A 23,011-nucleotide genomic window follows, 5' to 3' on the forward strand; every position below is an offset into this window, starting at 1 on the left:
TGTTTCTTGGCTGTTAATTTTTGACGATTTTCTTGACTTCTTTCTGTATACCTTGCTGAACCGTAACAAAGTAGATGCCATTTTGTGCTTGATTCAAATCGATGGATTGATTGAAGTCTGCGCTGCTTTTAAAGGTCTGGTTTGATATCAAACGTCCGCCTAAATCGTGGATTGCTACGTGAACATCGTCTGTAGTTACCGCTTGAAATTGGATGTTAAAAACCGCTGTTGTCGGATTTGGAAATAGTTTGAAATCGCTTAAGCCCTTGGCGTCAAATGTAGAAGCGGTATTCCCTGTTACCTGGAATCTAGGAGAAATAGCGTAGTAAATATTTCCTACGGGTTCGATGAGAATTCTACATTGGTTAGAGCCTACATCTGGAATGTTAATCGCTTCCGAACCGTCGTTGGGAGTATTCTCCTTTAACGGGATAAAAGTCTGACCGTTATCACTGGAAAACAAAATGTTTACATGACTGGTGTTGATGTCGTTTGCCGTGGTTCCGGCTGTATTCCATGTTACGGTTTGTGTGGAATTACTCTGCCACACCGTCTGTGAGTTATTGGGGTAAGTTACGGAGAAGGGTCCGGTACCCTTAACGGTTAATTCTATGGATTCCTCAGCGGTTTGTCCGCCAGTTAAAGGATTGTTATCGCGAATTAAGAAACTGAAATTATAGGTTCTTGCCACGTTGGAAAGTACTTCCCAGGCCGAATTCGTACCCGCTAAAACGCTATCGTAGTTGGGGAAATAACGCACGTTGGATAGAGAAGGAGGCATGTTTTTAAATGCAGGTCCACCCGTTGCTGTAGCCACTGGCGGTTGTACGGCATTTTCTATATCGGTTTGTTCCCAAGAATACGTGAGGTTATTGAGTTCGGGGTAGGTCGTAGTTCCCGTCAATTTAAAAGGCGTTCTGCTGGGAATGTTATAATTCAGTCCCGCATCGGCGTCCAATACCGCTACCTGATGAATGGTGTTTTGCGAACAAGTAGCCCTGTTGTTGATAAAGCTGTTGATTTGTGCGATGCTTATCGAGTGAAAAAACGGGTTAGAATTGGCTTGTACATTGGGAGGACATATGCCCGCATAAGCCATGATGGTTAATCCACTTCCCGTTTCTACAGCGGTTTCTTCTTGAATGGTTCCACCACAATAATTGTTAAAGGTATGGGTAGCTCCAAATTGATGGCCCATTTCGTGGGCTACGTAGTCGACGTCAAAGGGATCTCCAATCGGATTGGGCGATCCGGTAATGCCCATGGCCTTGATGTTTCTAGAACAAGGCGCTTCTAAACGGGCCAAACCTCCACCACCGGTGCTCACGGTATGACCGATGTCGTAATTGGCAGAGGTAATGATGCGATTGATAACGGATTGACTTTGTGCGATCAATTGATTGGAGTTGTTATTGCTAAAATCGTCACGGTCGATAAAGATGATTTCGTCGTTGTTGTCGACCAAATTCATTCGGATGGATAAATCTCTTTCAAAGATAAAATTTACGCGAGTCATGGTTGCGACCATAGCTGAAAGCACTACGGCTTTCTGCTGTTGGATGGTTTGGATTGGAATCTGAGCGATTTGTGCTTGTGCCAGGTGAAAAGCGGCATACTCTATGGTACAAGCCATGGCTAGGCGGTATTGTCTAAAGGTGTGGTTCGTCGTTTCAAAAGCAGTGGGTGTCAAGCTTTGAATTGCGTTTTCGGCGAATTCTTCACTGTTTTGTACGCTGCAATGAAAGCTGCTGTTGTTCTTAAGCGCCTCTCTGTTGTAGGCGATATAGTGTGTTAAATCGGTGGTATAGGCATCGATATAAGTCGTGCCGGTTTCTGCCGAATAGTGAACGGCTTGTAGTCCAAATGCCGTCAAGCTAAAGCGTATGGCAGAGGTCGGATTATCGATGCTCTTTCCGCTATAGGAACTTATTTCAGGATATTTTTGTGAAAGCACGGCCGACATGACAGGGGCTTGATAAATTTCGAAGCGCTCCATCTTGCCTTGAGCTGTTGGAAACGCCACTACGACATCCGTACTCTTGGCAGTCTGGTCCAAAGGTGCATTTTGCAAACTTTGTTTCAACTTGCTGAGATCGAGTTGAAAAATATCATAAGTCTCCGGTATAGAGGCTCGGTCGGCTTTGGGTAGTTTAGCGACATCTTTAGCTATTACGGCTCTCCATGCTTGCTTTTGAGCGTGAAGGTTGAAACTTAAGAATACAATAAATAAAATGGCCCAAAGATGTTTATTTTTCATTACTATATGATTTTATTATGTTGATATACGCAAATGTATCTTTTTTTTTGAGATATTTTTTTCATAAATAAGAATAATATCTAGAAATTTCTTTTTTTTACCGTAAATCCCTATCTATTGTAAGGGATGTTGAGTAAATTGTCAGTTGTTTTTTTGTGTTTCTTTTTTTTATCTTAAAAAAGGAAACACTAAATTTGAGGAAAAAATTGAAAACCTATCCTTCTATATACAATTTCCATACGCAGCACAAAACCATAGTGACTCTAGGGACTTTTGATGGTGTGCATTTGGGGCATCAGATGATTATTCGCAAATTGGTGGCTGCGAGCTCGCACTTAGGTGGACAGAGTCTGGTATTGACCTTCTTTCCCCATCCGCGCATGGTGCTCAAACAAGACGATTCCATTAAACTGCTCAATACGATGGACGAAAAGATTGAATTATTGGAACACTACGGTTTGGATCACTTGGTTATTCACACTTTTGATACCGAATTCGCCAAGCTGTCGGCGGAAGAATTTGTAAGGGATATCTTGGTCAAACAGTTTAACATCGGAAAAATTATCATCGGCTATGACCATCGCTTTGGACAAAATAGAACGGCGGATATCAACGATTTAAAAATATTTGGCCTCAAATACGGATTTGAAGTCGAAGAGATTTCTGCCCGCGAAATCGACAGCGTTTCAATCAGTTCCACCAAAATACGAAAAGCTTTAGATATCGGTGATATGGCTATAGCCAACGAATACCTAGGCTATGATTACTTCTTTAGCGGTACGGTGGTTAGCGGTAAAAAACTCGGCAGAACCATCGGTTACCCAACGGCTAACATCCAAATTGCCGAAGCCTACAAACTCGTGCCCAAAAACGGAATCTATATCGTTTCTTCAATCATTGATGGACAGCGCATTAGCGGTATGATGAGTATCGGTGTCAATCCGACCTTTGACAATCATCCGCATACGATAGAAGTACACTTTTTAGATTGGGAAGGCGACTTATACGGTCGTTTCTTAAAGATTGCTATACACGAACGAATTCGAGATGAGGAGCGCTTTGAGGCTTTTGAATTGCTCGTTGCAAAAATTAGACAAGATGAATTATTAACGCGAAAGTATTTTTTAGAACATGTATGAAAAATTAGCCCGACAGATTGACAATTCTCCCCTTATAGTCTTTAGAATCATTTTCGGACTCCTCTTTGTTTGCGAGTCCTTCGGAGCCATCTTTACCGGTTGGGTCCGCATTAATTTGGTAGAAACGCATTTGACCTTTTCGCATATTTACATGGATTGGTTGCAACCCTTACCGGGTAATGGAATGTATTATTATTTTATATTGATGGGCTTGGCATCCATTGGAGTGATGCTGGGTTATCGCTATAGGTGGAGCATTATACTGTTGACCGTGCTATGGGCAGGCTGTTATTATATGCAGAAAACCTCGTACAACAACCACTATTATCTGATGTTGATCATCTGTTTGTACATGTGCTTTATGCCGGCCAATCGCTACGCATCTCTCGATGTAAAGCAGGGACGAGTCACTCAAAAGTTAACGATGTTCGCGGCCTATTCGTATTTGTTTGTCATCCAAATTGCCATATTGTATTTTTATGCAACCGTAGCCAAGTTCTATCCGGATTGGCTCGATGGAACCTTTAGTAAAAACCTCTATGGCGGTCTGCACAACTCGCCGGAATTCTTTAAAAAAATATTTGCCCAACCTTGGTTTTATATGTCGATTACCTATTTGGGCATCCTCTTTGACGGTTTAATCGTGCCCTTGTTGTGCTGGAAGAAGACGCGTAATTTTGCCGTTGCCATCTCGTTGGTTTTTCACCTCTTTAACTCGGTGACCTTGCACATCGGCGTGTTTCCGTATTTTGCCTTGAGCTTTGCCCTGTTTTTCTATCCTCCGAACGATATTCGCAGGTGGTTTTTTAAGAAAAAGCCCGTTGCGGTAATCGAAGAAGGCGCTGTGGAAAAAGCCCCCATTGGGCTGTGGAGTTTTCTAGGGGTCTTTCTGTTTGTACAGCTGTTGCTGCCGTTGCGCCACTGGGTTATTCCAGGCGATGTACTGTGGACCGATGAAGGACACCGTTTGAGCTGGCGTATGATGCTGCGCCAACGCGCGGGTTATACGAATTATACCGTGGAAGACAAGGCTACTGGCAAGCGATGGACTTATAACTTGGAAGAGAAGCTGATGCCAAAACAAAATGCGCGTTTGAGTTCGCCCGATATGATTTGGCAGATGGCACAATACATTCGACGAGAATATGCAGCACAGGGTATTGAGGTACGCGTATTTGCCGACAGTTGGGTGTCGATCAACCAGCGACCATATAGTGTGTTTGTCGATCCAGGGGTCGATTTAGCAGCGGTAAAATGGAATTATTTTGGTCATAATACTTGGATTGCGGAAAGTCCGTTGTACAAGAATTAGCCCTCGTAGGTTTCGAGGTGAAAGCTACCGTCATACATACCGTAAGTATAGTAGCTGATCCAGTCGCCCAAATTGATGTAGCGGCTGTTTTCGTTGAGCGCGATGTTCATCGGTAGGTGGCGGTGGCCAAAAATAAAGTAATCAACCGCTTCCTCCGCTAGTTTTTTCTTGGCATAAAGCACCAACCATTCGTTGTCTTCACCTAGGAATGTCACGTCTTCCGCGCCGGAAATCAATTTGTTTTTAACCGATAGATACTGTCCCAGGCGAACGCCAATATCGGGGTGTAGCCAACGGAAAAGCCATTTGGAAAGCGGATGTGTAAACACCTTTTTCATTCTCTTATACCCGTAATCACCGGGGCCTAGACCGTCTCCGTGTCCGATAAAAAACAGTTTGCCGTTGATTTCAAAACGCTGGGGTTGATGAAAAACCGGTATGTCCAATTCCGTGCTAAAATAATCGTCCATCCACAAATCGTGATTGCCGACAAAAAAGTAGATGGGAATTCCGGCATCGCGCATTTGGGCCAATTTGCCTAAAATTCGCACAAAACCCTTGGGGACCACCGTTTTGTATTCAAACCAAAAGTCAAACAAGTCGCCCACGATAAACAAAGCACCCATTTCTGCTTCCTTTTCATTTAACCAGCGCAAAAATTTCTTTTCTCGCGGTAAACTTTTTTCAGCAGTAGGCGCTCCGAAATGATGGTCGGAGGCAAAAAATATTTTCTTGTCGGTTTGTATTTGGATTTTCAAGCCAGAGGGTTTTTAGTTGTCAGACGAATGCCATTCCGCATAAGAGGATTCTGTTTCTTGTAGGCGCAGCGAGTACAAGGCAATATCTTGAGGTAGTCGGGCGCTGATTCGCGCGGCAAAGTCAATAACCATGTTTTCACTAGTGGGTTGGTAATCGACCAAAATCACGTCGTGTCCGCGATCTTGCAACTCTTTGGCCAAGTCGATATGCGGGGTGTTTTGATTGAATACCGTAGCGTGATCAAATTGATCGACCACTTCTTCTTTAACGATTTTTTTGAGGTCGCCAAAATCAATCACCATACCGTATTTTACGTAGTCTGGGTTGGTATTGGGATAGCCGATAACCGTTACCGCTAGCTTATAGCTGTGTCCGTGTACATTTCTACATTTGCCGTCGTAACCGTAAAGCGCATGGCCGGTTTCAAAGGTAAATTGTTTGGTGATTCTAATTTTAGGCATAATATTGTTTTTTGCAAATTTACTAAAAAATATCGGACAACAGGCGACCCCATTTGGGCTAAAAACCGATGGTAAAAGGCCTAATTACTTCTTTTTAAATTGGCTTAAGGCCGCTTTGGTAAAGTCGGATAGTACGAGTTTGCCCGATATGGCAGCCCTTGCGCTCAATAAGCTATCCCAATGTTCGGTGCCCTCCCAAAAAATTTGTTTCATCTCCACCAAAGCTTCGGGGTTGTATTCCGAGACCCTTTGCGCAAAAGCCGCGACTTTTTGGTCGAGTTCTTCGGCGTTTTCACAGACTTCGTCGTATAGGCCGTGCTGAAAAGCCCAGGCGGCGCTTTTCCATTCGTGAGCGGCTAGGGACAAGGCTGTAAAAGCATTTTTTCCAATCTTTTTGGAAACCGCGGGCTCGATGACAAAAGGACCTATACCGATGGCGAGCTCAGACAGTTTAATCGCGCTTTGAGCCGTGGCAAAACAATAGTCACAGGCAGCGGCTAAACCCACGCCACCGCCGACAGCTTTGCCGTGTATGCGACCGATAAAGATTTGCTTGCTCTTGCGCATCGCGTTGACCACTCCGGCAAAACCGGAAAAGAATGCTGCTCCGGCATCGGTGTCGGTTATCGACAGCAGTTCATCAAAAGAAGCTCCAGCACAAAAGGCGCCTTCGCCTTGGCTTTGTAAGATTACGGTGGTGACTTGAGGGTTTTTGCTCAAATCGTCTATCGCGGTCTTTAAAGCATCGAGCAAGGCCGTGGGAAAGGAATTGCTGGCCGGATGATAAAATTCAATTCGGGCCAAGCGATTCGCTAGGTGAACCGATACGGTTCCTTCGGGAAAATTCATATACTTTTTTTTCAAAATTACTAAAATATATGGTTATCCCAGCAAGCAATCGGTCTTTGTCCACTGTTTGGACTCAAAATCTTATCAGTGTTTTTGTTTGGTACATTTTGAGAATATTATTTGTTTTTAAGATGTTTTTTCTCTCTGGGTTCTTGTTTTTGCTGTTTTTTTACTGATGTATCGCCGTTTGTTTACTTTTTTTTCTAAAATCAACTAAATTAACAGCAGTTGATTTTTATGTATTTGGGGGTTAAAACGCTTTTATATAACTATTATGGGAATTTTTTATCGGTAATCCTACAAAAAATGCGATTATATGATTTTTTTATGACTTTTAACGCGTATTAAATTCTCTATTTGCGATTAAATAATTAATTTTTTGAATAAACTGGGTTGTTTTAATCACAAAATGTATTATTTTTGATTTGAAATGACAATATGTGTTTTTTGATTATGAATAATGTGTCTTTTTGCGCATTGCGCACAACGTGGTTTGGAAACGGCTTCCTGTTACTTAAAATATCGATATGAAATCTAAAAGCACTTGGCTCACTTTTAACGGAAAAACCCTACGGGTTTTTATCCTTTTTGTTTTCTTATCTGGATCTGTTTCTTATGGACAAGTTCCAGTACCCATACCTGAATATGCAACGGTTCTTCCTTCAATTGGAAGTACGCCCTTAACTATAGCGTCAGTGGTAAATCGCGAGAATGCAGCAATAGGTACTACTGAAAAATTTGCAACGATGACTAGTGTTCTGCTTTTAGGTGTAGGTGAAGTTCTTACTGTTTCTGGAGAGTCTTATTTGCAGTTTAAGTTTCCAAGTGCTAAAGCGGCCAAAACCACTACTTATGTGAGAATTAATCTTCCTGTTCAAACCGGGGTCACACTTGATTTAGGTGTTTTATTGGGGGTGACAACTAGTGCGGTTTCCGCAGCGGCCTATAAAGGTGCATCAGGAATGAGCAACGGCACTTTGGAAGAATCTAATGTAGAGACTAATTTAGTTGTCGATAAAAATGGCGCTTACTATATCGCCATTACGCCTACTAAGGCATATAATTCTGTTCGTATAACCCTAAAATTCCCAAGTGCTCTTTTGTCTCTTGGGGGAACTATTACACTAGAAGTATATCATGCTTTTACTTATCGTAACACCAGTAATGGTCTAGCGGTGTTTTCGGATGTAGGAAAAAGTACGGGTGTTAATTTATTGGCACTGAGTGATATGGTTAAAAAACCGCAAGATGCTTTAAATACGGATGATCTTAAATTTAGTACGATCAGCTTAGGGACTTTAGCGGTGGCGGGTAGCGCTTTTCAAACGTTTTATTTCAACGGAAAATCGCTGCCTGGCGATTATGTAAAAGTGAAGTTCGGCATAGGTGGTGCGGGGGCCCTGGATGTGAATTTGATCGGGAGTTTTGAAATAAAATTATACGACGGGGCTGAATTGGTCTTTAGAAAAAAATTAGATGGCGGACTGGTCAATGGACTTGATTTGCTGGGCTTGTTAAATACGGGCGGCATCATAAGCATGCCGATTATTGGACCGGGCGTCCCGTTCGATCGCGTTGCGATTGGCGTTAATGGAACGGTATCTTTGAATTTAGCGAGTAATCCTTTAAAGGTGTATAGTGTAGAGCGCTTTGGCACTCTGTATCCCGACCCGAATCCGTTTGTGCCACCGGTTACCCCACCGATGTTGGTGAATAAGGATTGTGCTTCCGTTTTTGTTAGTTCGTCTTATGCGAGTATGGGAACTCATGTGGTCGATGGTAACCATGATACTTTTGCCACTTTAGAAGCGAGTTCTGGTATTGTAGCGGGCGCAGGGGCTTATTCTGGCCATGTGGAAATGGGATTTGCTACGCCAGTACCGGCCAGAACAACGACCTATGTGCGCATTGGTTTTGACGAGGATAAATTACTGAGATTACTAGATGGTTCTCTCGGTGCTCTTGTAGGCAGCGTGGTCGACAATGTATTGCTGGGAAGTCATTATTTTACCATAGAAGCGAAAAGTGCCGGTACAACGGTTTTCTCCCGATCGAGTAATGTTGCTTTCAATAAACAGCTTGCAGATGCTGGGAATGGATCGGTTAAAATCGTTCAGGATAAAAGCGGAAATTTCTATGCCGCAATTACTGCTGATGTCGCCTTTACTACTATTAGAATTACCGAAAAATTAGGGGCGCTTATAGGATTGGGAACCACGAAAAACATGACTGTTTATCACGCGTGCTTCGCATTGGCACCACCGCCTTGCCAACAAGCTGTGGACACCTATTCGAAATCTGCGGGAATAAGTTTGGATTTATTAGGTGTTGGCGGTGCAGGCGTCAGAGCTGCACAAAATGCAATCGACCTGAATCCCGCTACGAAGTCGGAAATCAATTTGGGCTTAGCAGGTGTAGGAGCCAGCGTTTTTCAATACGTAGATTTCTTGGGGCTTTCTGCTAAGGAAGATCATTTTAGAGTGAGTATAGCTTTGAACAGCGGGTCGCTAGCCGATGTTGGTGTGCTGTCAAACATACAGATCAAAGCTTTTAATGGCGATGTGGAAGTCTTTTCACAGGCCTTAAATAGCGATGTACTCGGGCTGGATTTATTGGGTTTATTAAGAACGGGTCAGACTGTTTCTTTGGCTTTTGGTCCCGGAAAACCATTTGATCGAATTGCTATAGGTAAGTCGGCTCTGGTTGCTGTCAATCTATTGAGTTCTCCCCTATATGTGTATGGCATAGAACGGTATAGCGGCCTTTGTCCTGATCCGAATCCGCTTCCAGTTCCGACGGCAACCGTGTCGCCATTTACAACTCCTGTATGCGCAACAAATATCCTCGATTTTGGAGGTGCCAATTTTCCTTATAACGCCGTAGATGGCAATCACGATACCGCTGCAATCTTAACGTCGGGTACCGGTGTTGTTCTTGGTGCAGGTGGCTATACGAGTCATATAGAATTGGGTTATGCCGCCGCAGTGCCGGCGCAAACCACTTCATACATCAGAGTTGATATGGAAGCTACGGTACTTCAAAATTTGTTGGGAGGTAGCTTGGGCAATCTTCTGGGCAATGTGGCTGGAGGAGTAGCTTTGGGGAATCATTATTTTGACGTTGAAGTAAAGCGTTCTGGAGGTTCGTCGATTTATACCGTGTCTAGTGCTCTGGGCTTTGGGACTCCCTTGGTTAAAATTGTTCAAGATAAAGATGGAAGGTATTATATCGCTGTAACGGCCAATGAAGCTTATCAGAGCGTCCGTATCACACAGCATTTAGCCGCGATTGTAGGTTTGAATAAAACCGCCGAGATGAAGGTGTACAATATGTGTAGAGAAACCGTGACCGATACTTGCGAGCAAGCGAGCTTTACTTCTTATGACGGTACTGGATTAAATTTGAGTTTAGCAGGCATCAGCAAAGCAGGTGTTTCCGATCCTTATTTTGTTATCGATGGCAATTCTGGTAATTATTCCACAATCAACCTCGGAATCGCAGGTGTAGGAGCGAGTGTGTATCAAACGATTTATTTTAAGAGTCCTTCTTTACAAACCGATTTACTGCGTATTAAAGTACAGCTGAGTACTCCCAATTTAGTCACTTTAGATTTGTTGGGCGCATATAGAGTAAAGTTATATAACGGAAGCACTTTGGTTTATAATAGGACTTTACAAAGCGGGTTGATCAATAACATCGATTTGCTGAGCTTGTTAAACAGTGGCGCTTCGCAAGAGCTCACGTTAAAACCGAACGTGGTTTTTGATCGGGTACAATTTGGAATCGAATCGCCGGTAGTTATAACTACTGGTGCACCTTTGCACTTGCATTCCGTACAACGTCTTTCAACTTTTTGTCAGGATCCCGGTGTTGAAGTACCGCCTTATGTTTCGCCGGTTTGTGCCAGTACGGTAATCAGTGCGTCCAATGCGGATTTAGCTGCAAATATCGTCGATGGGAATCACAACAGTTATGCTGTGATTCGCTCTAAAGGAGGCGTACTTGGAAATGCAGGAGCTTATGAAGGCCATGTGGAAATCGGGTTTCCCGGTGGAGCAAACGTAGTTGCTGGAACGACTTCCTATATCCGTATCGATACCGACGCCACGCTACTTCAGGCTTTATTGGCTGGAAGTGTAGGGGGGGTCGTAGGTGAAATATTGGGCAATGTTATTTTGGGCGATCACTTCTTTAAAGTGGAGCTGCGCGGAGCGGATGGAAACATCAAGTTAACGGGAAGGAGTGCTAACAGCTTTGCCGACGTCCTTGATCAAATCCGAATAGTACAAGATAACAAAGGACGTTATTATATAGCCATTAAGGCTAAGATGGACTATAAAAGCGTTCGGATTACCAATACGACGAATAGTCTACTACTGGGGCAACAAAATGATTTACACATCTATGGGATGTGTTATGAAACGGATTTCAATGGCTGCTCGGTTCCCTTTACTACTTCGGTAGACGGTTCGGGAGTAAGTCTAGGCCTTATAAATATTGGCAACTACGGCGTCACTAATGCCGATAGGGCTTTGCCCAATAACAACAACAGCGATTATTCTGAATTGAGTTTGGGAACGGTATCCGTAGCAGCGGCTATTCAGCAAAACATACATTTCAACAAAGAGATTGTTGCCAATTCGATATTCAAATTAAAAATGGCGCTGGGCACGGGGGTGTTAACAGCAGATTTATTGGACAATGTAGAATTAGTAGGTTATTCTAAAGAGATACAAGTTTGGGTCAAGGAGCTGCCAACAGCGGTTTTAGGCAATGTCAATTTATTGAATGTACTGAATAATGGACAAATAGCCGATTTGACTTTTGCAACGCCGACCAAAGTGGATGCCGTGGCTGTTCGATTAAAATCACTGGCTTCACTCAATATAAAACCCAATCTGCGATTGTATCATCTCTATCAAGATTGTTCGGCTCGCCTGAGTAAGGGCTGCATCATTTCAAACAGAACCCTAACGCAGAAAATAAAAAAATATTAGTAACACTTTATACAAAAACTTATGAAAAAACTTACTCTCTCCGTAGCCTTCCTTTTATTAGGGGGCATTTACATGGCCAATGCACAGGTTGGAATTGGAACACCTAACCCCAATTCCGCAGCACAATTAGACATTGTAGCAACGAACAAAGGGGTGTTGATTCCCCGTGTAGAATTGATCGAAACAACCGATTTTAATCCAATTGCAGGAACGGCAACCGAAAGTTTATTGGTCTACAACACCAAAGCGCAAAACGATGTCGTGGTGGGATTCTATTATTGGTCTGCCAACAAATGGAATAGAATTGTCAATACATCAGATTTGGATGCCACGATGGGTAACCTGGCCGAGATTAAAAAACTGATCAGTTATATCGTGCCGAGTAGCCCCGTAAACAATCCGTCTGTGCCACAAACACACACGTCTATGGTGTACAATCCAACAACTAAAGAGATGTTTTATGTCACTTATAATACAGCGACAAATTCCTATAAAACCGATTTAATCGACTTAGCAGCTCTCGTTGCTGGTGCCGAGACCAAAACCTTTATCAGAACCATTACGGCTGTAGGCGGTAATATACAACACATCTATTTTTCGGAAGAAGCCATTCAAAACTGGATTGCCGCTGCTCCAACTACCAATAACATTAGTAATATCCCCGATAACTTTTCCGGAGGAGTAACGATCGACGCCGGAGCTGACGTCGTTCAGAATTTTCAAAATATTATCAATCAGAGTACCACTTATGGAGCCGGGCAGATGACGATTAAAAACATCATCAAAGAAATCGCAGGAGTTGCAGATGGAAATGTCATTTATAAAAACATCGGTACAGCCCCCGCAGTAGAATGGGTCTTTCAATACTGGGACGGTGCAGCCTATGTTACCATATCGTTGGGCGGTTTAGTGCAGGCAAATGAATCGAAAACCAGAATACTTAAAACGGGGACTCCACAGACGGAGATTACCTACAATTACGCCCATGAAAACAACAAACCCGATGCAGCTGGTGTAGCAACAGTAGGCTCGCCGGATGTTATCAATGTAACGGGGGATATGATCAATTCAATCACCCTGAATGAAAACGTCAGAAACGCCATCAAAAACGTACTGAATGGAGGCGGCAATGTGTTTTATACGGCAACAGAAATTTTGGTGGCAGCGAACCCCGATGGCTTAGCCATACCCGCAAAATCCTTGTACACCATCGATGCAGCTGGCGTTAAAGTACTCATTGATATCTCTGGTGTTGTACTGAATGTAATCACCAATAACGCCGGTGATATTAAAACGATTTTGGGTAATAAATACAATTTAACCACCCACTATAAAACAGGCGATACATGGATCGATGGCAAAGCGGTTTATGCCTTTAAATCGACGACAACGATTACGGCTAATTCTGCTGTAGCCTCCATAATCACTTTACCGGTAGCTGCGGGAAATGTGGTGAGTATTAAATTGTATAAAGCGGGTAATCTGGTAACTTCTGCAACGACAGATGTGCTTTTGACCGGAGGAACGGGCTTAGGGTTTAATATAGGTACGGGGAATATGTACAATATTCTACCGGCAGGCCTTTATGATGTCGTTGTAGAGTTTTCTGCAGACTAGGAATTTTCTATCACAAAATAAATCTATGCGCTATTGCGCATAGATTTATTAAAAGTATAACACGAGGATATGGTCACTTCTTGGAGCGTTTTTTTTAAAACTCCAACTGCCGTGAGCGGTACAATCCGCGGTTAAAAAATCAAAAATAAGATACCTATGAAAAAAGTTTTCACCTTAGTTGTTTCCCTATTGGCCCTAAATGCACTTGCACAGGTAAAAGTGGGCAATAATCCGCAGACAATAAATCCCAATGCACTCTTTGAAATAGAGGGGAATAAGGGCTTGTTGTTACCGCGATTGGCACTTGAAAAAACCACCTTGTCCGCGCCTTTAACGGCTCACGTAGTGGGTATGACAGTGTATAATACCGCAACGGTAAACGATGTCAAACCCGGATTCTACTATAACGACGGCGTCAAATGGGCCAAGATGGTCACTGCGGACGACAAGGCTGTAAAGTTTTTTTATATGCCTTCGATCACTTTTGATACCTCGCAAACTCGGGTGGGGCAAACCAAAAACTTGTACCTCGAATACAAAAAACAGTTTTCCTTGGATCCGGCAGGATATCATGTCGTCAGCTCTGGAGCACCGACAGCGGGAATTCCGTATTTCGATAGTCCGACCGATTTGTACTACTACATCACGGACTACGATCACACGGTGTTTTCTAATATCACCATACTAGACAATGGAATTATGACCTACGATGTCACAGCCGCCGCGACGGATTGTTCGGTAATCAACATCGTTTTTGTAGTTAAATAACCGCTTTTGGTAGACTGCCGAAATATAACGAACTGTAATTAGATAACTCAATTATTATGACTAGCAAAAAAATTTCTGTAATAACGGCGATAAACCTTCTTTTTGTTTCCACTGCAATTGCGCAAACGGTAAATGAGGGGCAGCTGGTGATTTTACCTCAAACGGAAATTTCCACCTTGCTCGATCTCCAAAATAAAGAGTCGGGAGTTATTATCAATGACGGAATCTTTTATATTTATCAAAACTACCACAACGACGGCTTATTTGATTATTCCACCAACCGTACTTCGGGTTATACGGTATTCGAAAACCGCAACAAACAAGAGCAGCGCTTGTCGGGCAATCAGCCCAGTTCGTTCTTCGATGTGCTTTTTGACAACCAAAGGGAGCTGCGGGCATTTGATTTAAAAAATGATATGAGCATTGCGGGTACCGCCAATTTCTTAAACGGAGTGGTTTTGGTCGACCCCGTGGAAGGGGCGCTGCTGTTTCGTGCCAACGCCAAGGCAATCAATACCTCCAACCGCAGTCATGCCGACGGAACAGTAGAGAAGGTGGGTAAGGAGGCGTTTGAAATGCCTATTGGTAACGGCGGTTTTTATCGCCGGGCTATCATCGGTACATCGGCAGCCATAGCGGATTCCTTTTCGGGTACTTACTACCTGAAAGATTCCAATACCGAGCAGCCGCATCTCAACAAAGCCGAGTCGATACGCTTTATCGATAATACCGAGTATTGGACCATTTTAAAAAATGGCGCTGCCAGTGATATCGCGCTGACCTTGTCGTGGAATGATGAAACGACGGCCAAGGAAATCACCGGTGAACAGCTCCAAGATCTTAAAATTGTGCGCTGGGACAACCAGCAAAACACTTGGGTCGATGAGGGAGGTATTGTCGATATCGCCAACAAAACCGTTACTACCATTACTCAGGTCGGCGGCTATGGTGTTTTTACCTTGGCGCTATCGCGTATGGGGCAACCCGGTGAAGAAGGTTCGGATAAATTGGTCGTTTACAACGGGGTTACTCCCAATGGCGATGGCGACAACGATTACTTTTATATTGAAAACATCAATAAGTATCCCAACAACAGCGTAGAGATTTATAACCGTTGGGGAGTTAAGGTGTTCGAAACCACGAACTACGATACGGATGGCAATGTGTTTAGGGGTGTTTCCGAGGGTCGGGTAACCGTTAAAAAGAACGATAAACTACCGACGGGAACCTACTATTATATTCTCAAATACGAACGCGTAGACCAAGACGGTTCTCATCCAGAGACCAAAGCGGGATACCTGCATCTGGAAAATAATTAAAAGAATAAAAAATAGGATTTTGTGTATTGATTTGTTGTAATTGATTGGAAGCGAGCATCTCTTGGTAGGTGTTCGCTTTTTTTGTAACTTTATAGTATAGGGCAAAAACGGCCGTTGTAACGTAGGTTTTGTGCGAAAACGGCAGCGAATCGGCTGAGTTGACGGGGATGTTGCCGTTTTTTAGCGGCGATTAACCTAAGGCGTTGTGGGTTTGTCGAGGTCTTCTAAGGCGTTTTTTTGCTGTTCCTTGATCGCGTTGTAATAGGCCGCTCTACTCAGGGGTTCGTATTCTGCGGTCTCGCCCAAGAGCACCAGATTGTCGCTGTCGGCTTTTCTAAAGCTGTAGTTGGCCAAGTTTCCCGTGCGCGTACAAACCGCGTGTACCTTGGTCACATATTCCGCAGTAGCCATCAGCGCGGGCATCGGACCAAAGGGTTTTCCCTTGAAATCCATGTCCAAACCCGCCACGATTACCCGTATACCCGCATTGGCCAAGTCGTTGCATACCGTTACGATCTCGTCGTCAAAAAACTGCGCCTCATCGATTCCGACCACATCACAGCCGTCGGCTAAGATTCGAATGTTTGCCGCGGCGGGTACAGCAGTAGAGCGTATTTCATTGAAATCGTGCGAAACAACATAGGCATCGTCATAGCGCGTATCGACAGACGGTTTGAATATTTCGACTTTTTGTTTGGCAAATTGAGCGCGCTTTAGACGGCGAATCAACTCTTCCGTTTTACCGGAAAACATCGATCCGCAGATCACTTCAATCCAACCAAATTGTTCTTTGTGATTAACGGGATTTTCGAGAAACATTTTGTAAATTTCAGGCTGTAACCAGCAGTTTTTTCTGTTACTTTTGTAACAAGGCAAATTTACCAAAAAAAGCGGGTGTTTTTCTTAATCTAAAATAAAAGTTATGAAGAAAGTATTAGAAGCAGAATTATTAAGTATCGCTCATCGAATACTGCAAATGAAAGATAAAGAGGATGTTCAAAACCTTTATCAGGAAGCGAAAGAATTGTATGAAAAGCTCTTAATTTTAAAGTTTCATCACGATAGTTTTAATCTGTTTCAACCTCATATTCAAACCGAAGAGATCGAAAATAAGTTGGAAAACGCCTATGGAGAAGTGGTGGCTACGCGGGAGCAGATGCCGGTGGATTTGATGGATGAAGAATACCCAATAGTGGTAGAGACCACTGTCGAACAACAAAAAAAGCAACGCGAAGAAGATTTTATACAACAGCAGTCCAATAAAATAGCCGAGACGAGCGTGGAGGTTGAGCAACCGGAAATCGCAGTGACTTATGCCGAACCCATAGACCAACAAGCCTTTGCGCAAGCAGACGAAAAATCGGAGGTCATCCACTATTTGGAATCCGAAGAGTGGACGGCAGAAGACTTGGAAGAAGAGGCCGCGATGGAAAGTCTAGCCCAGTCGGACAAGCCGTTGGACGAAACCCCGGAATTGGAGCAAGAAGATACCGCAGCCCTAGAAGAGGTGCTCAACCAACACCTGATCAACAGAGACGGGATGGTAGAGCCAACCGCTGCAACAGACGAACTGCTGGAGAAAACACTGGAGGATTCCTTTTTCGGCATTGATTATCAAGACGTCGATTTTATACGGGTAGAGGAAATCGATAGCGAGCAGGAATTGAAAAATCAATTGATATTCGAGCCTGTAGCGGTGCGTATGAGTACAGAAGGCAGTTTGCCGGTGCACGATGATCCGATTTCTGGACATTTAGACCCGCAAAAAGACCGCCAGAAATCGCTTAATGACGTTTTTTCTCAACATATAGATGTCAGTCTGAACGACCGCATTGCCTTTGAGAAAAACCTGTTTAACGGCAGTGCAGAAGACTTTAATCGGGTGTTGTCGCAATTGAATACCTTTAACAGCATTGATCAGGCCGTCGCTTTTATTGAAGACCTGGTTAAGCCCGACTATAATTATTGGGAGGGGAAAGAAGAGTTTGTAGGTCGCTTGATGGATTTGATCGAAAAGCGATTTGCCTAATAAAAAAAAATGGGAAAATTATATATAGTTCCAACTCCGATTGGAAATTTAGACGATATGACTTTTAGAGCGATTAAAGTGCTCAAAGAAGTCGATGTTATTTTAGCAGAGGATACCCGAAACAGCAGCAAGCTATTAAAGCACTTCGAAATCGGTACCCACATGCAAAGCCACCACATGCATAACGAACACAAAACCGTTGAGGGATTGGTCAAGCGCATGCAAGCCGGAGAAAATCTGGCCCTGATTTCCGATGCGGGAACTCCGGCGATCTCCGATCCGGGATTTCTCCTGACCAGAGCCTGTGTGGAAAACGATATTGAAGTGGATTGTTTGCCCGGAGCAACGGCTTTTGTACCGGCCTTAGTCAATAGCGGATTGCCCAACGACAAATTTGTCTTTGAAGGCTTTTTGCCCGACAAAAAAGGACGTCAAACCCGGTATTTAATCCTGGCAGAAGAAACGAGAACCATGATTTTGTACGTGTCTCCCCATAAATTGGTCAAAACACTGCAGGAGTTTAAGACGTATTTCGGTGCGGATCGGCAGATTTCCGTATCGCGGGAACTGTCTAAACTCCATGAAGAAACCGTAAGAGGTAGCGTTGAAAAAGTAGCCCAGCACTTCGAGCTAAAAGCTCCGAAAGGCGAAATCGTCGTTATAGTAGCGGGAAAAAAATAGGAAGAACAGCCTAAAAGTTAAAAGTCAATGTGCGCTGTTAAACAGTGGTGCATTGACTTTTATTTTTTATAAATTTGAAAAAAACAGTAGCGATGTCACATAAAATAACCACGACTTGGGTAGAAAACATGCAGTTTGAATCGACCAACCCCGGAGGCAACCTCCGCATTGATGCCGGACCTGAATTCGGTGGCGATGGCTTGGGATATCGTCCCAAAGCCCTAATGCTCTCTGCCTTGGCGGGATGCTCCGGTCTTGATGTCGCCTCGATGATCAAAAAGATGCGGTTGGAAGTGAGCGATTTTAAAATGGAAACCGAAGGACTCTTAACCGATGCGGAACCGGCGGTGTACCACACGGTTTTAGTCGATTACCACTTCTACGGCTCCGATTTGGATCAAGACAAACTGCGAAGAGCTGTTGATCTTTCCGTAGACAAGTACTGCGGTGTGATGGCGATGTTTCGAAAGTTTGCAGAAATCAAAATCAATATTCACTTTCATCGAACCTAAAGCGATACTATGCGTTGGAGCTTAAAACCAGAACCCCCAAAAGAAACCATTAACCACTTGGTCGAAGTGCTCGGTGTAGAGCCGCTTATAGCGACCCTACTCGCACAGCGCGGCGTAGCGACCTTTGATCAGGCCAAAGCGTTTTTTCGCCCGAGTTTGGAGCAATTGCACGACCCTTATCTGATGAAGGATATGCACAAGGCCGTAGACCGTTTGGAGGCTGCTTTTGTACAGGGCGAACGCATACTGGTCTTCGGTGATTACGACGTAGACGGCACCACAGCCGTCGCTTTAATGGCGTCTTATCTGCGCAGCATTTACGATGAGGTCGACACCTATATACCCGATCGCTACGCCGAGGGTTATGGCGTGTCTACTGCCGGTATCGATTATGCGGTTGACAACGGAATCACCTTGATAGTCGCCTTGGACTGTGGAATCAAATCCATCGATAAGGTTGAATATGCCCGCCAACAAGGCGTAGACTTTATTATATGCGACCACCATTTACCCGGAGAAACCGTGCCCCAAGCCGTAGCGGTGTTGGATCCCAAACAGTCCGACTGCAACTACCCCTATAAGGAGTTGTGCGGTTGTGGTGTGGGGTTTAAATTGGTACAGGCCCTAGCGGCAAAACGCGGCAAAACCATAGAAGATTTAATGCCCTATCTCGATTTGGTCGCTACGGCCATTGGAGCGGATATCGTTCCGATTACCGGAGAAAATCGAATCTTGGCCTATTACGGCCTTCAGGTCATCAACGAAAATCCCCGTCCCGGGATCAAAGCCTTGCTGCTGCAATACAAACAGCGCTACTTTACCATTACCGATATCGTCTTTAAAGTCGCTCCAAAAATCAATGCCGCCGGTCGGATCGAACACGGGAATTTTGCCGTAGCCTTGCTCACGCAATTCACCTTGGAAGAAGCCCAGCGCGTGGCAGAGCAAATTGTTAACTTCAACTTGGAACGCCGCGCTTTGGACAAGGAAATTACCGCAGCAGCTTTGGAGCAAATCGAACGCAGTGGCGAAACCGATAGAAAATCGACCGTGGTATACGAGCAAACCTGGCACAAGGGCGTAATCGGTATAGTGGCGTCCAGACTGATCGAAACGCATTACCGTCCCACCTTGGTCTTTACCAAGAGCGGAACCAAATTAGCCGCTTCGGCGCGCTCGGTAAAAAATTTCGATGTGTATCAGGCTCTGGAGGCCTGTTCGGATTATCTCGAGCAGTTTGGCGGTCACATGTATGCCGCGGGACTAACCTTAGACGAGGCCAATTACCAAGGCTTTAAGCAGCGCTTTGAAGAAGTGGTGGCTCAAACCATTACCGACGAACAGCTCATACCCGAAATCGAAATCGATGCCGAAATCGACCTGACGCAAATCGACGAGAAATTCATTCGAATACTCAAGCAATTCGAACCCCATGGGCCGGATAATATGAGTCCGGTTTTTTGTACGAAAAACCTCTGCGACCACGGCGATATGCGCACTTTGGGCAGTGAAAACGAACACCTGAAATTGAGCGTGGTACAGGGCGATTCCCAAGCGGTTTCGAGTATCGGATTCGGTTTGGGGCGTTTTTATCCCAAGCTCTTGGGCAAACAACCCTTTAGCATGGCGTATTGCCTGGATGAAAACGAATGGAACGGAAGGCTGACGATGCAATTTCAAATTAAAGACCTTAAAGTCGAAAATAGTTCGCACTAAAGCGGTCGGTTTTTAATGCGCATTGGCTATATTTGTCTGTAACTGGACAGCGCAGAGACGGCGATAACAACAATAAAAAAACATAGAGGGGTAGAAACCGCTCGGGGATTTGCCGCAGGTAAAAACCAAGAGGTCGTGGTGGATACCGCCTCCGTAAAACATAAAAACGAGATATGAAAATAGCAGTTTTGGGCGCCACCGGTATGGTCGGCGAAATCATGCTTAAAGTTTTGGCAGAGCGAAACTTCCCGGTTACGGAATTGATTCCCGTCGCTTCTGAAAAGTCGGTGGGTAAGGAGGTCCTTTTTAAAGGCGAAAAACATCAAATAGTCAGCATGGAAGAAGCGGTGAAGCGCAAACCGCAAATCGCTCTATTTTCGGCAGGAGGAGAGATATCGCTAACATGGGCACCGAAATTTGCTGCCGTAGGCACTACGGTTATCGACAACTCTTCGGCTTGGCGAATGGATCCAGCTATAAAGTTAATCGTACCCGAAATCAATGCCGCTCAATTGACGCGTGAGGATAAGATTATTGCCAATCCCAATTGTTCTACCATTCAATTGGTTATGGCCTTGGCGCCTTTACAAGCGCATTACGGCCTAAAACGGGTAGTGGTTTCCACCTACCAATCCATAACGGGTACAGGGGTTAAAGCCGTGCGACAACTCGAACAGGAATACAAAAACGAAAAGGGCGAAATGGCCTATCCCTATCCCATTCACCGCAATGCGATTCCCCATTGCGATGTGTTTGAGAGCAATGGATACACCAAAGAAGAGATGAAATTGGTGCGCGAAACGCAAAAAATACTCAACGACCCCAATATCCGCGTCACGGCTACGGCCGTTCGCATACCGGTAGTTGGAGGACACAGTGAATCGGTAAATATCGAGTTCGACAGGGATTTTGATTTGGAGCGTGTACGCCAATTGCTGCATCAGGCACCGGGCATAGCGCTGCAAGACAATCCCGATACCAATACCTATCCGATGCCGATCTATGCCGAGGGTAAAGACGCGGTTTTTGTCGGGCGCATACGCCGCGATGAAAGTCAGGTCAATACCGTTAATATGTGGATCGTGGCCGATAACCTTCGAAAGGGAGCCGCGACCAATACCATACAGATCGCCGAATATTTGTTGGCCCGTGATTTGGTGTAAACACCTGTGATAACAAAAGGGAAATCAGTTGATTTTCCTTTTTTTTTACGCCGCGTAGCGACTACTGCTGCGCGCTGCGTTTTATAAGGCGTAGCCACTGTATAAAGTCGAGGTTCTTTTTGTTTAAAACAGCGCAACCCACAGTTGGGAGCCGATGATAACGACTGCCAAAACCACCAAAAACCCCAAGATTGCATACTGCCATACGGGGATTTTCACCTGATGGTATTGCATTGCTTTTACAAATAAAAAAGTGGGAATCAACAGGGCTAAAACCACACCCGCTATCGCGGCATATCCCAGCGCCAAGATAAATCCCTGAGGGTAAAACAACACGAATATCAGCGGGGGAACAAAGGTCAAAAGACTCACCGTAAATCGATTGTTGAGGTTTTTTTTGGAGCGCGTCCAATCCATAAAATAATCGAAGAGTCCCAAGCTTACCCCTAAAAAAGACGTGCCCAAAGCCGTAGCAGCAAAAATGTTAAAGGCATCTCGGATTAAAGGGGTCTGCGACATTTCTCTTATGCTGACGATCAAACCCTCCAACCCCATATTGTGCTGTAAGAGTCCCATAAAAGTCGATTGGTCAAAACTACCCAAGACGACAAACTGCCACAACAAATAGATAAAAAGCGGTAATAAGCTTCCAAAAACAAAGGCTTGTTGCAGTTTGCGTTCGTCCCCATTCAGGTATTTTACGATACTGGGAATGCTGCCGTGAAATCCAAAAGAAGTAAACACCACGGGGATTGCCGTAAAGATCAACCCTTGCTCCAGGGGCAGTTGCAACAGATTGCCTTGGCGAACATAGGGCAATAGGATGACCAATAACAGCAGCAAAAAGACGATTTTAATCAGGAAGAGTATTCTCGAAAACCAATCGACCCACTGGGTGCTGATCGCAACCACACCGCCAAAAATCAAGGTAAATAGTAAGGCGCCCCATCTCGAATCTAAATCGGGAGACAGCCATTGATGGAGTTGGGCTGTCAACAGACTGCCGCCGCCAGAAATATACGCTGCGGTAAGGGCGTAAATCAAAAACAACAAACTAATGCCGGCGGTATTGTTTCCAACGGAGCCGAGGTATTTCTTTGTTAAAGTGTCAAAACCATCGTCGGGGGTGTTGTAGCGATACACCTGAACCATCAACAAGGCGGTATAGCACATGGCAAACCAGATTGTGATTAACAACAGACTGATTCCGATAAAGCCCACGCCAGCTGAAGTGATGGGCATGGCCAACATGCCACCGCCTATAGACGAACCGGCGACCAATAATATACTCCCTAAAAGTTTGCTCTTCATATATGAATTTTATGGATGGTACTGCAGTGGTCTGCTCAACCTTTCCTAAGATGCCTTGCTGCGAATGGGGGAGTGCCAAAGGGATATTGGAACTGCTCGTATCAAGTGCCCCACAATACAT

At 44.4% G+C, this 23,011-nt stretch carries 17 protein-coding genes; 11 read left to right on the forward strand and 6 right to left on the reverse strand.

Annotation, left to right across the window (positions count from 1 at the left end; translation table 11 throughout):
* Window positions 1-13: 13 nt before the first annotated feature.
* Window positions 14-2,257 (reverse strand): reprolysin-like metallopeptidase, encoded by a 2,244-nt coding sequence (locus ACQZ43_RS05305; RefSeq protein WP_430614918.1) that lies wholly within the window; start codon window positions 2,255-2,257, stop codon window positions 14-16.
* A 206-nt stretch (window positions 2,258-2,463) separates the two neighbouring features.
* Here ACQZ43_RS05305 and ACQZ43_RS05310 point away from each other — a divergent pair, with 206 nt between their 5' ends.
* A complete protein-coding gene (locus tag ACQZ43_RS05310; protein ID WP_430615599.1) occupies window positions 2,464-3,396 on the forward strand; it encodes a bifunctional riboflavin kinase/FAD synthetase in 933 nt (310 codons plus the stop codon).
* Window positions 3,389-4,708 (forward strand): HTTM domain-containing protein, encoded by a 1,320-nt coding sequence (locus tag ACQZ43_RS05315; protein WP_430614919.1) that lies wholly within the window; start codon window positions 3,389-3,391, stop codon window positions 4,706-4,708. The genes ACQZ43_RS05310 and ACQZ43_RS05315 overlap by 8 nt, the downstream gene beginning before the upstream one ends.
* On the opposite strand, the gene ACQZ43_RS05320 is transcribed toward ACQZ43_RS05315, so the two are convergent.
* The 3 genes from ACQZ43_RS05320 to ACQZ43_RS05330 form a co-directional block, all read right to left on the reverse strand.
* Window positions 4,705-5,460 carry a UDP-2,3-diacylglucosamine diphosphatase gene (locus ACQZ43_RS05320; RefSeq protein WP_430615601.1) on the reverse strand — a complete coding sequence of 252 codons (756 nt, stop codon included), beginning with the start codon at window positions 5,458-5,460 and terminating at the stop codon, window positions 4,705-4,707. The two genes, ACQZ43_RS05315 and ACQZ43_RS05320, sit on opposite strands and share 4 nt — an antisense overlap.
* Window positions 5,461-5,478: 18 nt before the next feature.
* Window positions 5,479-5,928: a 6-pyruvoyl trahydropterin synthase family protein gene (locus tag ACQZ43_RS05325; RefSeq protein ID WP_430614920.1), complete on the reverse strand. Its 450-nt coding sequence runs from the start codon at window positions 5,926-5,928 to the stop codon at window positions 5,479-5,481.
* Window positions 5,929-6,012: 84 nt separating this feature from the next.
* Complete coding sequence (locus ACQZ43_RS05330) at window positions 6,013-6,777, reverse strand: enoyl-CoA hydratase/isomerase family protein (RefSeq protein ID WP_430614921.1); 765 nt, start codon at window positions 6,775-6,777, stop codon at window positions 6,013-6,015.
* A gap of 527 nt (window positions 6,778-7,304) precedes the next feature.
* On the opposite strand from ACQZ43_RS05330, the gene ACQZ43_RS05335 reads away from it, so the two are divergent.
* The 4 genes from ACQZ43_RS05335 to ACQZ43_RS05350 all read left to right on the forward strand — a co-directional run bounded on the left by ACQZ43_RS05335 (window position 7,305) and on the right by ACQZ43_RS05350 (window position 15,478).
* Complete coding sequence (locus ACQZ43_RS05335; RefSeq protein WP_430614923.1) at window positions 7,305-11,774, forward strand: hypothetical protein; 4,470 nt, start codon at window positions 7,305-7,307, stop codon at window positions 11,772-11,774.
* 21 nt (window positions 11,775-11,795) lie between these two features.
* Window positions 11,796-13,391 (forward strand): hypothetical protein, encoded by a 1,596-nt coding sequence (locus ACQZ43_RS05340; RefSeq protein WP_430614925.1) that lies wholly within the window; start codon window positions 11,796-11,798, stop codon window positions 13,389-13,391.
* Window positions 13,392-13,547: 156 nt separating this feature from the next.
* Window positions 13,548-14,159 carry a hypothetical protein gene (locus ACQZ43_RS05345; protein WP_430614926.1) on the forward strand — a complete coding sequence of 204 codons (612 nt, stop codon included), beginning with the start codon at window positions 13,548-13,550 and terminating at the stop codon, window positions 14,157-14,159.
* 56 nt (window positions 14,160-14,215) lie between these two features.
* On the forward strand, window positions 14,216-15,478 hold the full coding sequence (locus tag ACQZ43_RS05350; protein WP_430614927.1) for a gliding motility-associated C-terminal domain-containing protein: 1,263 nt from the start codon (window positions 14,216-14,218) through the stop codon (window positions 15,476-15,478).
* A 195-nt stretch (window positions 15,479-15,673) separates the two neighbouring features.
* Here the strand turns inward: ACQZ43_RS05350 and ACQZ43_RS05355 are convergent, their stop codons facing one another.
* Window positions 15,674-16,297 carry a thymidine kinase gene (locus ACQZ43_RS05355; RefSeq protein ID WP_430614928.1) on the reverse strand — a complete coding sequence of 208 codons (624 nt, stop codon included), beginning with the start codon at window positions 16,295-16,297 and terminating at the stop codon, window positions 15,674-15,676.
* A gap of 103 nt (window positions 16,298-16,400) precedes the next feature.
* On the opposite strand from ACQZ43_RS05355, the gene ACQZ43_RS05360 reads away from it, so the two are divergent.
* The 5 genes from ACQZ43_RS05360 to ACQZ43_RS05380 all read left to right on the forward strand — a co-directional run bounded on the left by ACQZ43_RS05360 (window position 16,401) and on the right by ACQZ43_RS05380 (window position 21,579).
* Window positions 16,401-17,507, forward strand: a complete 1,107-nt coding sequence (locus ACQZ43_RS05360; protein ID WP_430614930.1) for a hypothetical protein — start codon at window positions 16,401-16,403, stop codon at window positions 17,505-17,507.
* A 9-nt stretch (window positions 17,508-17,516) separates the two neighbouring features.
* On the forward strand, window positions 17,517-18,188 hold the full coding sequence (gene rsmI / locus ACQZ43_RS05365) for a 16S rRNA (cytidine(1402)-2'-O)-methyltransferase (RefSeq protein WP_430614931.1): 672 nt from the start codon (window positions 17,517-17,519) through the stop codon (window positions 18,186-18,188).
* Window positions 18,189-18,280: 92 nt separating this feature from the next.
* Entirely contained in the window at window positions 18,281-18,700 is a 420-nt protein-coding gene (locus tag ACQZ43_RS05370; RefSeq protein ID WP_430614932.1) for an OsmC family protein, read from the forward strand.
* Window positions 18,701-18,709: 9 nt separating this feature from the next.
* On the forward strand, window positions 18,710-20,416 hold the full coding sequence (recJ, locus tag ACQZ43_RS05375) for a single-stranded-DNA-specific exonuclease RecJ (protein WP_430614933.1): 1,707 nt from the start codon (window positions 18,710-18,712) through the stop codon (window positions 20,414-20,416).
* 173 nt (window positions 20,417-20,589) lie between these two features.
* Window positions 20,590-21,579 carry an aspartate-semialdehyde dehydrogenase gene (locus ACQZ43_RS05380; RefSeq protein ID WP_430614934.1) on the forward strand — a complete coding sequence of 330 codons (990 nt, stop codon included), beginning with the start codon at window positions 20,590-20,592 and terminating at the stop codon, window positions 21,577-21,579.
* A 123-nt stretch (window positions 21,580-21,702) separates the two neighbouring features.
* Here ACQZ43_RS05380 and ACQZ43_RS05385 read toward each other — a convergent pair whose 3' ends face one another.
* Window positions 21,703-22,890 (reverse strand): aromatic amino acid transporter, encoded by a 1,188-nt coding sequence (locus ACQZ43_RS05385; protein WP_430614935.1) that lies wholly within the window; start codon window positions 22,888-22,890, stop codon window positions 21,703-21,705.
* Window positions 22,891-23,011 lie beyond the last annotated feature (121 nt).

This window comes from Flavobacterium sp. JP2137 (genome assembly GCF_050562195.1).
Classification (GTDB): domain Bacteria; phylum Bacteroidota; class Bacteroidia; order Flavobacteriales; family Flavobacteriaceae; genus Flavobacterium.

Coding starts and splice junctions, on each gene's coding strand:
- ACQZ43_RS05305 (WP_430614918.1), bottom strand. CDS start 2,257: ATGAAAAATAAACATCTTTGGGCCATTTTATTTATTGTATTCTTAAGT.
- ACQZ43_RS05315 (WP_430614919.1), top strand. CDS start 3,389: ATGTATGAAAAATTAGCCCGACAGATTGACAATTCTCCCCTTATAGTC.
- ACQZ43_RS05325 (WP_430614920.1), bottom strand. CDS start 5,928: ATGCCTAAAATTAGAATCACCAAACAATTTACCTTTGAAACCGGCCAT.
- ACQZ43_RS05330 (WP_430614921.1), bottom strand. CDS start 6,777: ATGAATTTTCCCGAAGGAACCGTATCGGTTCACCTAGCGAATCGCTTG.
- ACQZ43_RS05335 (WP_430614923.1), top strand. CDS start 7,305: ATGAAATCTAAAAGCACTTGGCTCACTTTTAACGGAAAAACCCTACGG.
- ACQZ43_RS05340 (WP_430614925.1), top strand. CDS start 11,796: ATGAAAAAACTTACTCTCTCCGTAGCCTTCCTTTTATTAGGGGGCATT.
- ACQZ43_RS05345 (WP_430614926.1), top strand. CDS start 13,548: ATGAAAAAAGTTTTCACCTTAGTTGTTTCCCTATTGGCCCTAAATGCA.
- ACQZ43_RS05350 (WP_430614927.1), top strand. CDS start 14,216: ATGACTAGCAAAAAAATTTCTGTAATAACGGCGATAAACCTTCTTTTT.
- ACQZ43_RS05355 (WP_430614928.1), bottom strand. CDS start 16,297: ATGTTTCTCGAAAATCCCGTTAATCACAAAGAACAATTTGGTTGGATT.
- ACQZ43_RS05360 (WP_430614930.1), top strand. CDS start 16,401: ATGAAGAAAGTATTAGAAGCAGAATTATTAAGTATCGCTCATCGAATA.
- rsmI (WP_430614931.1), top strand. CDS start 17,517: ATGGGAAAATTATATATAGTTCCAACTCCGATTGGAAATTTAGACGAT.
- ACQZ43_RS05370 (WP_430614932.1), top strand. CDS start 18,281: ATGTCACATAAAATAACCACGACTTGGGTAGAAAACATGCAGTTTGAA.
- recJ (WP_430614933.1), top strand. CDS start 18,710: ATGCGTTGGAGCTTAAAACCAGAACCCCCAAAAGAAACCATTAACCAC.
- ACQZ43_RS05380 (WP_430614934.1), top strand. CDS start 20,590: ATGAAAATAGCAGTTTTGGGCGCCACCGGTATGGTCGGCGAAATCATG.
- ACQZ43_RS05385 (WP_430614935.1), bottom strand. CDS start 22,890: ATGAAGAGCAAACTTTTAGGGAGTATATTATTGGTCGCCGGTTCGTCT.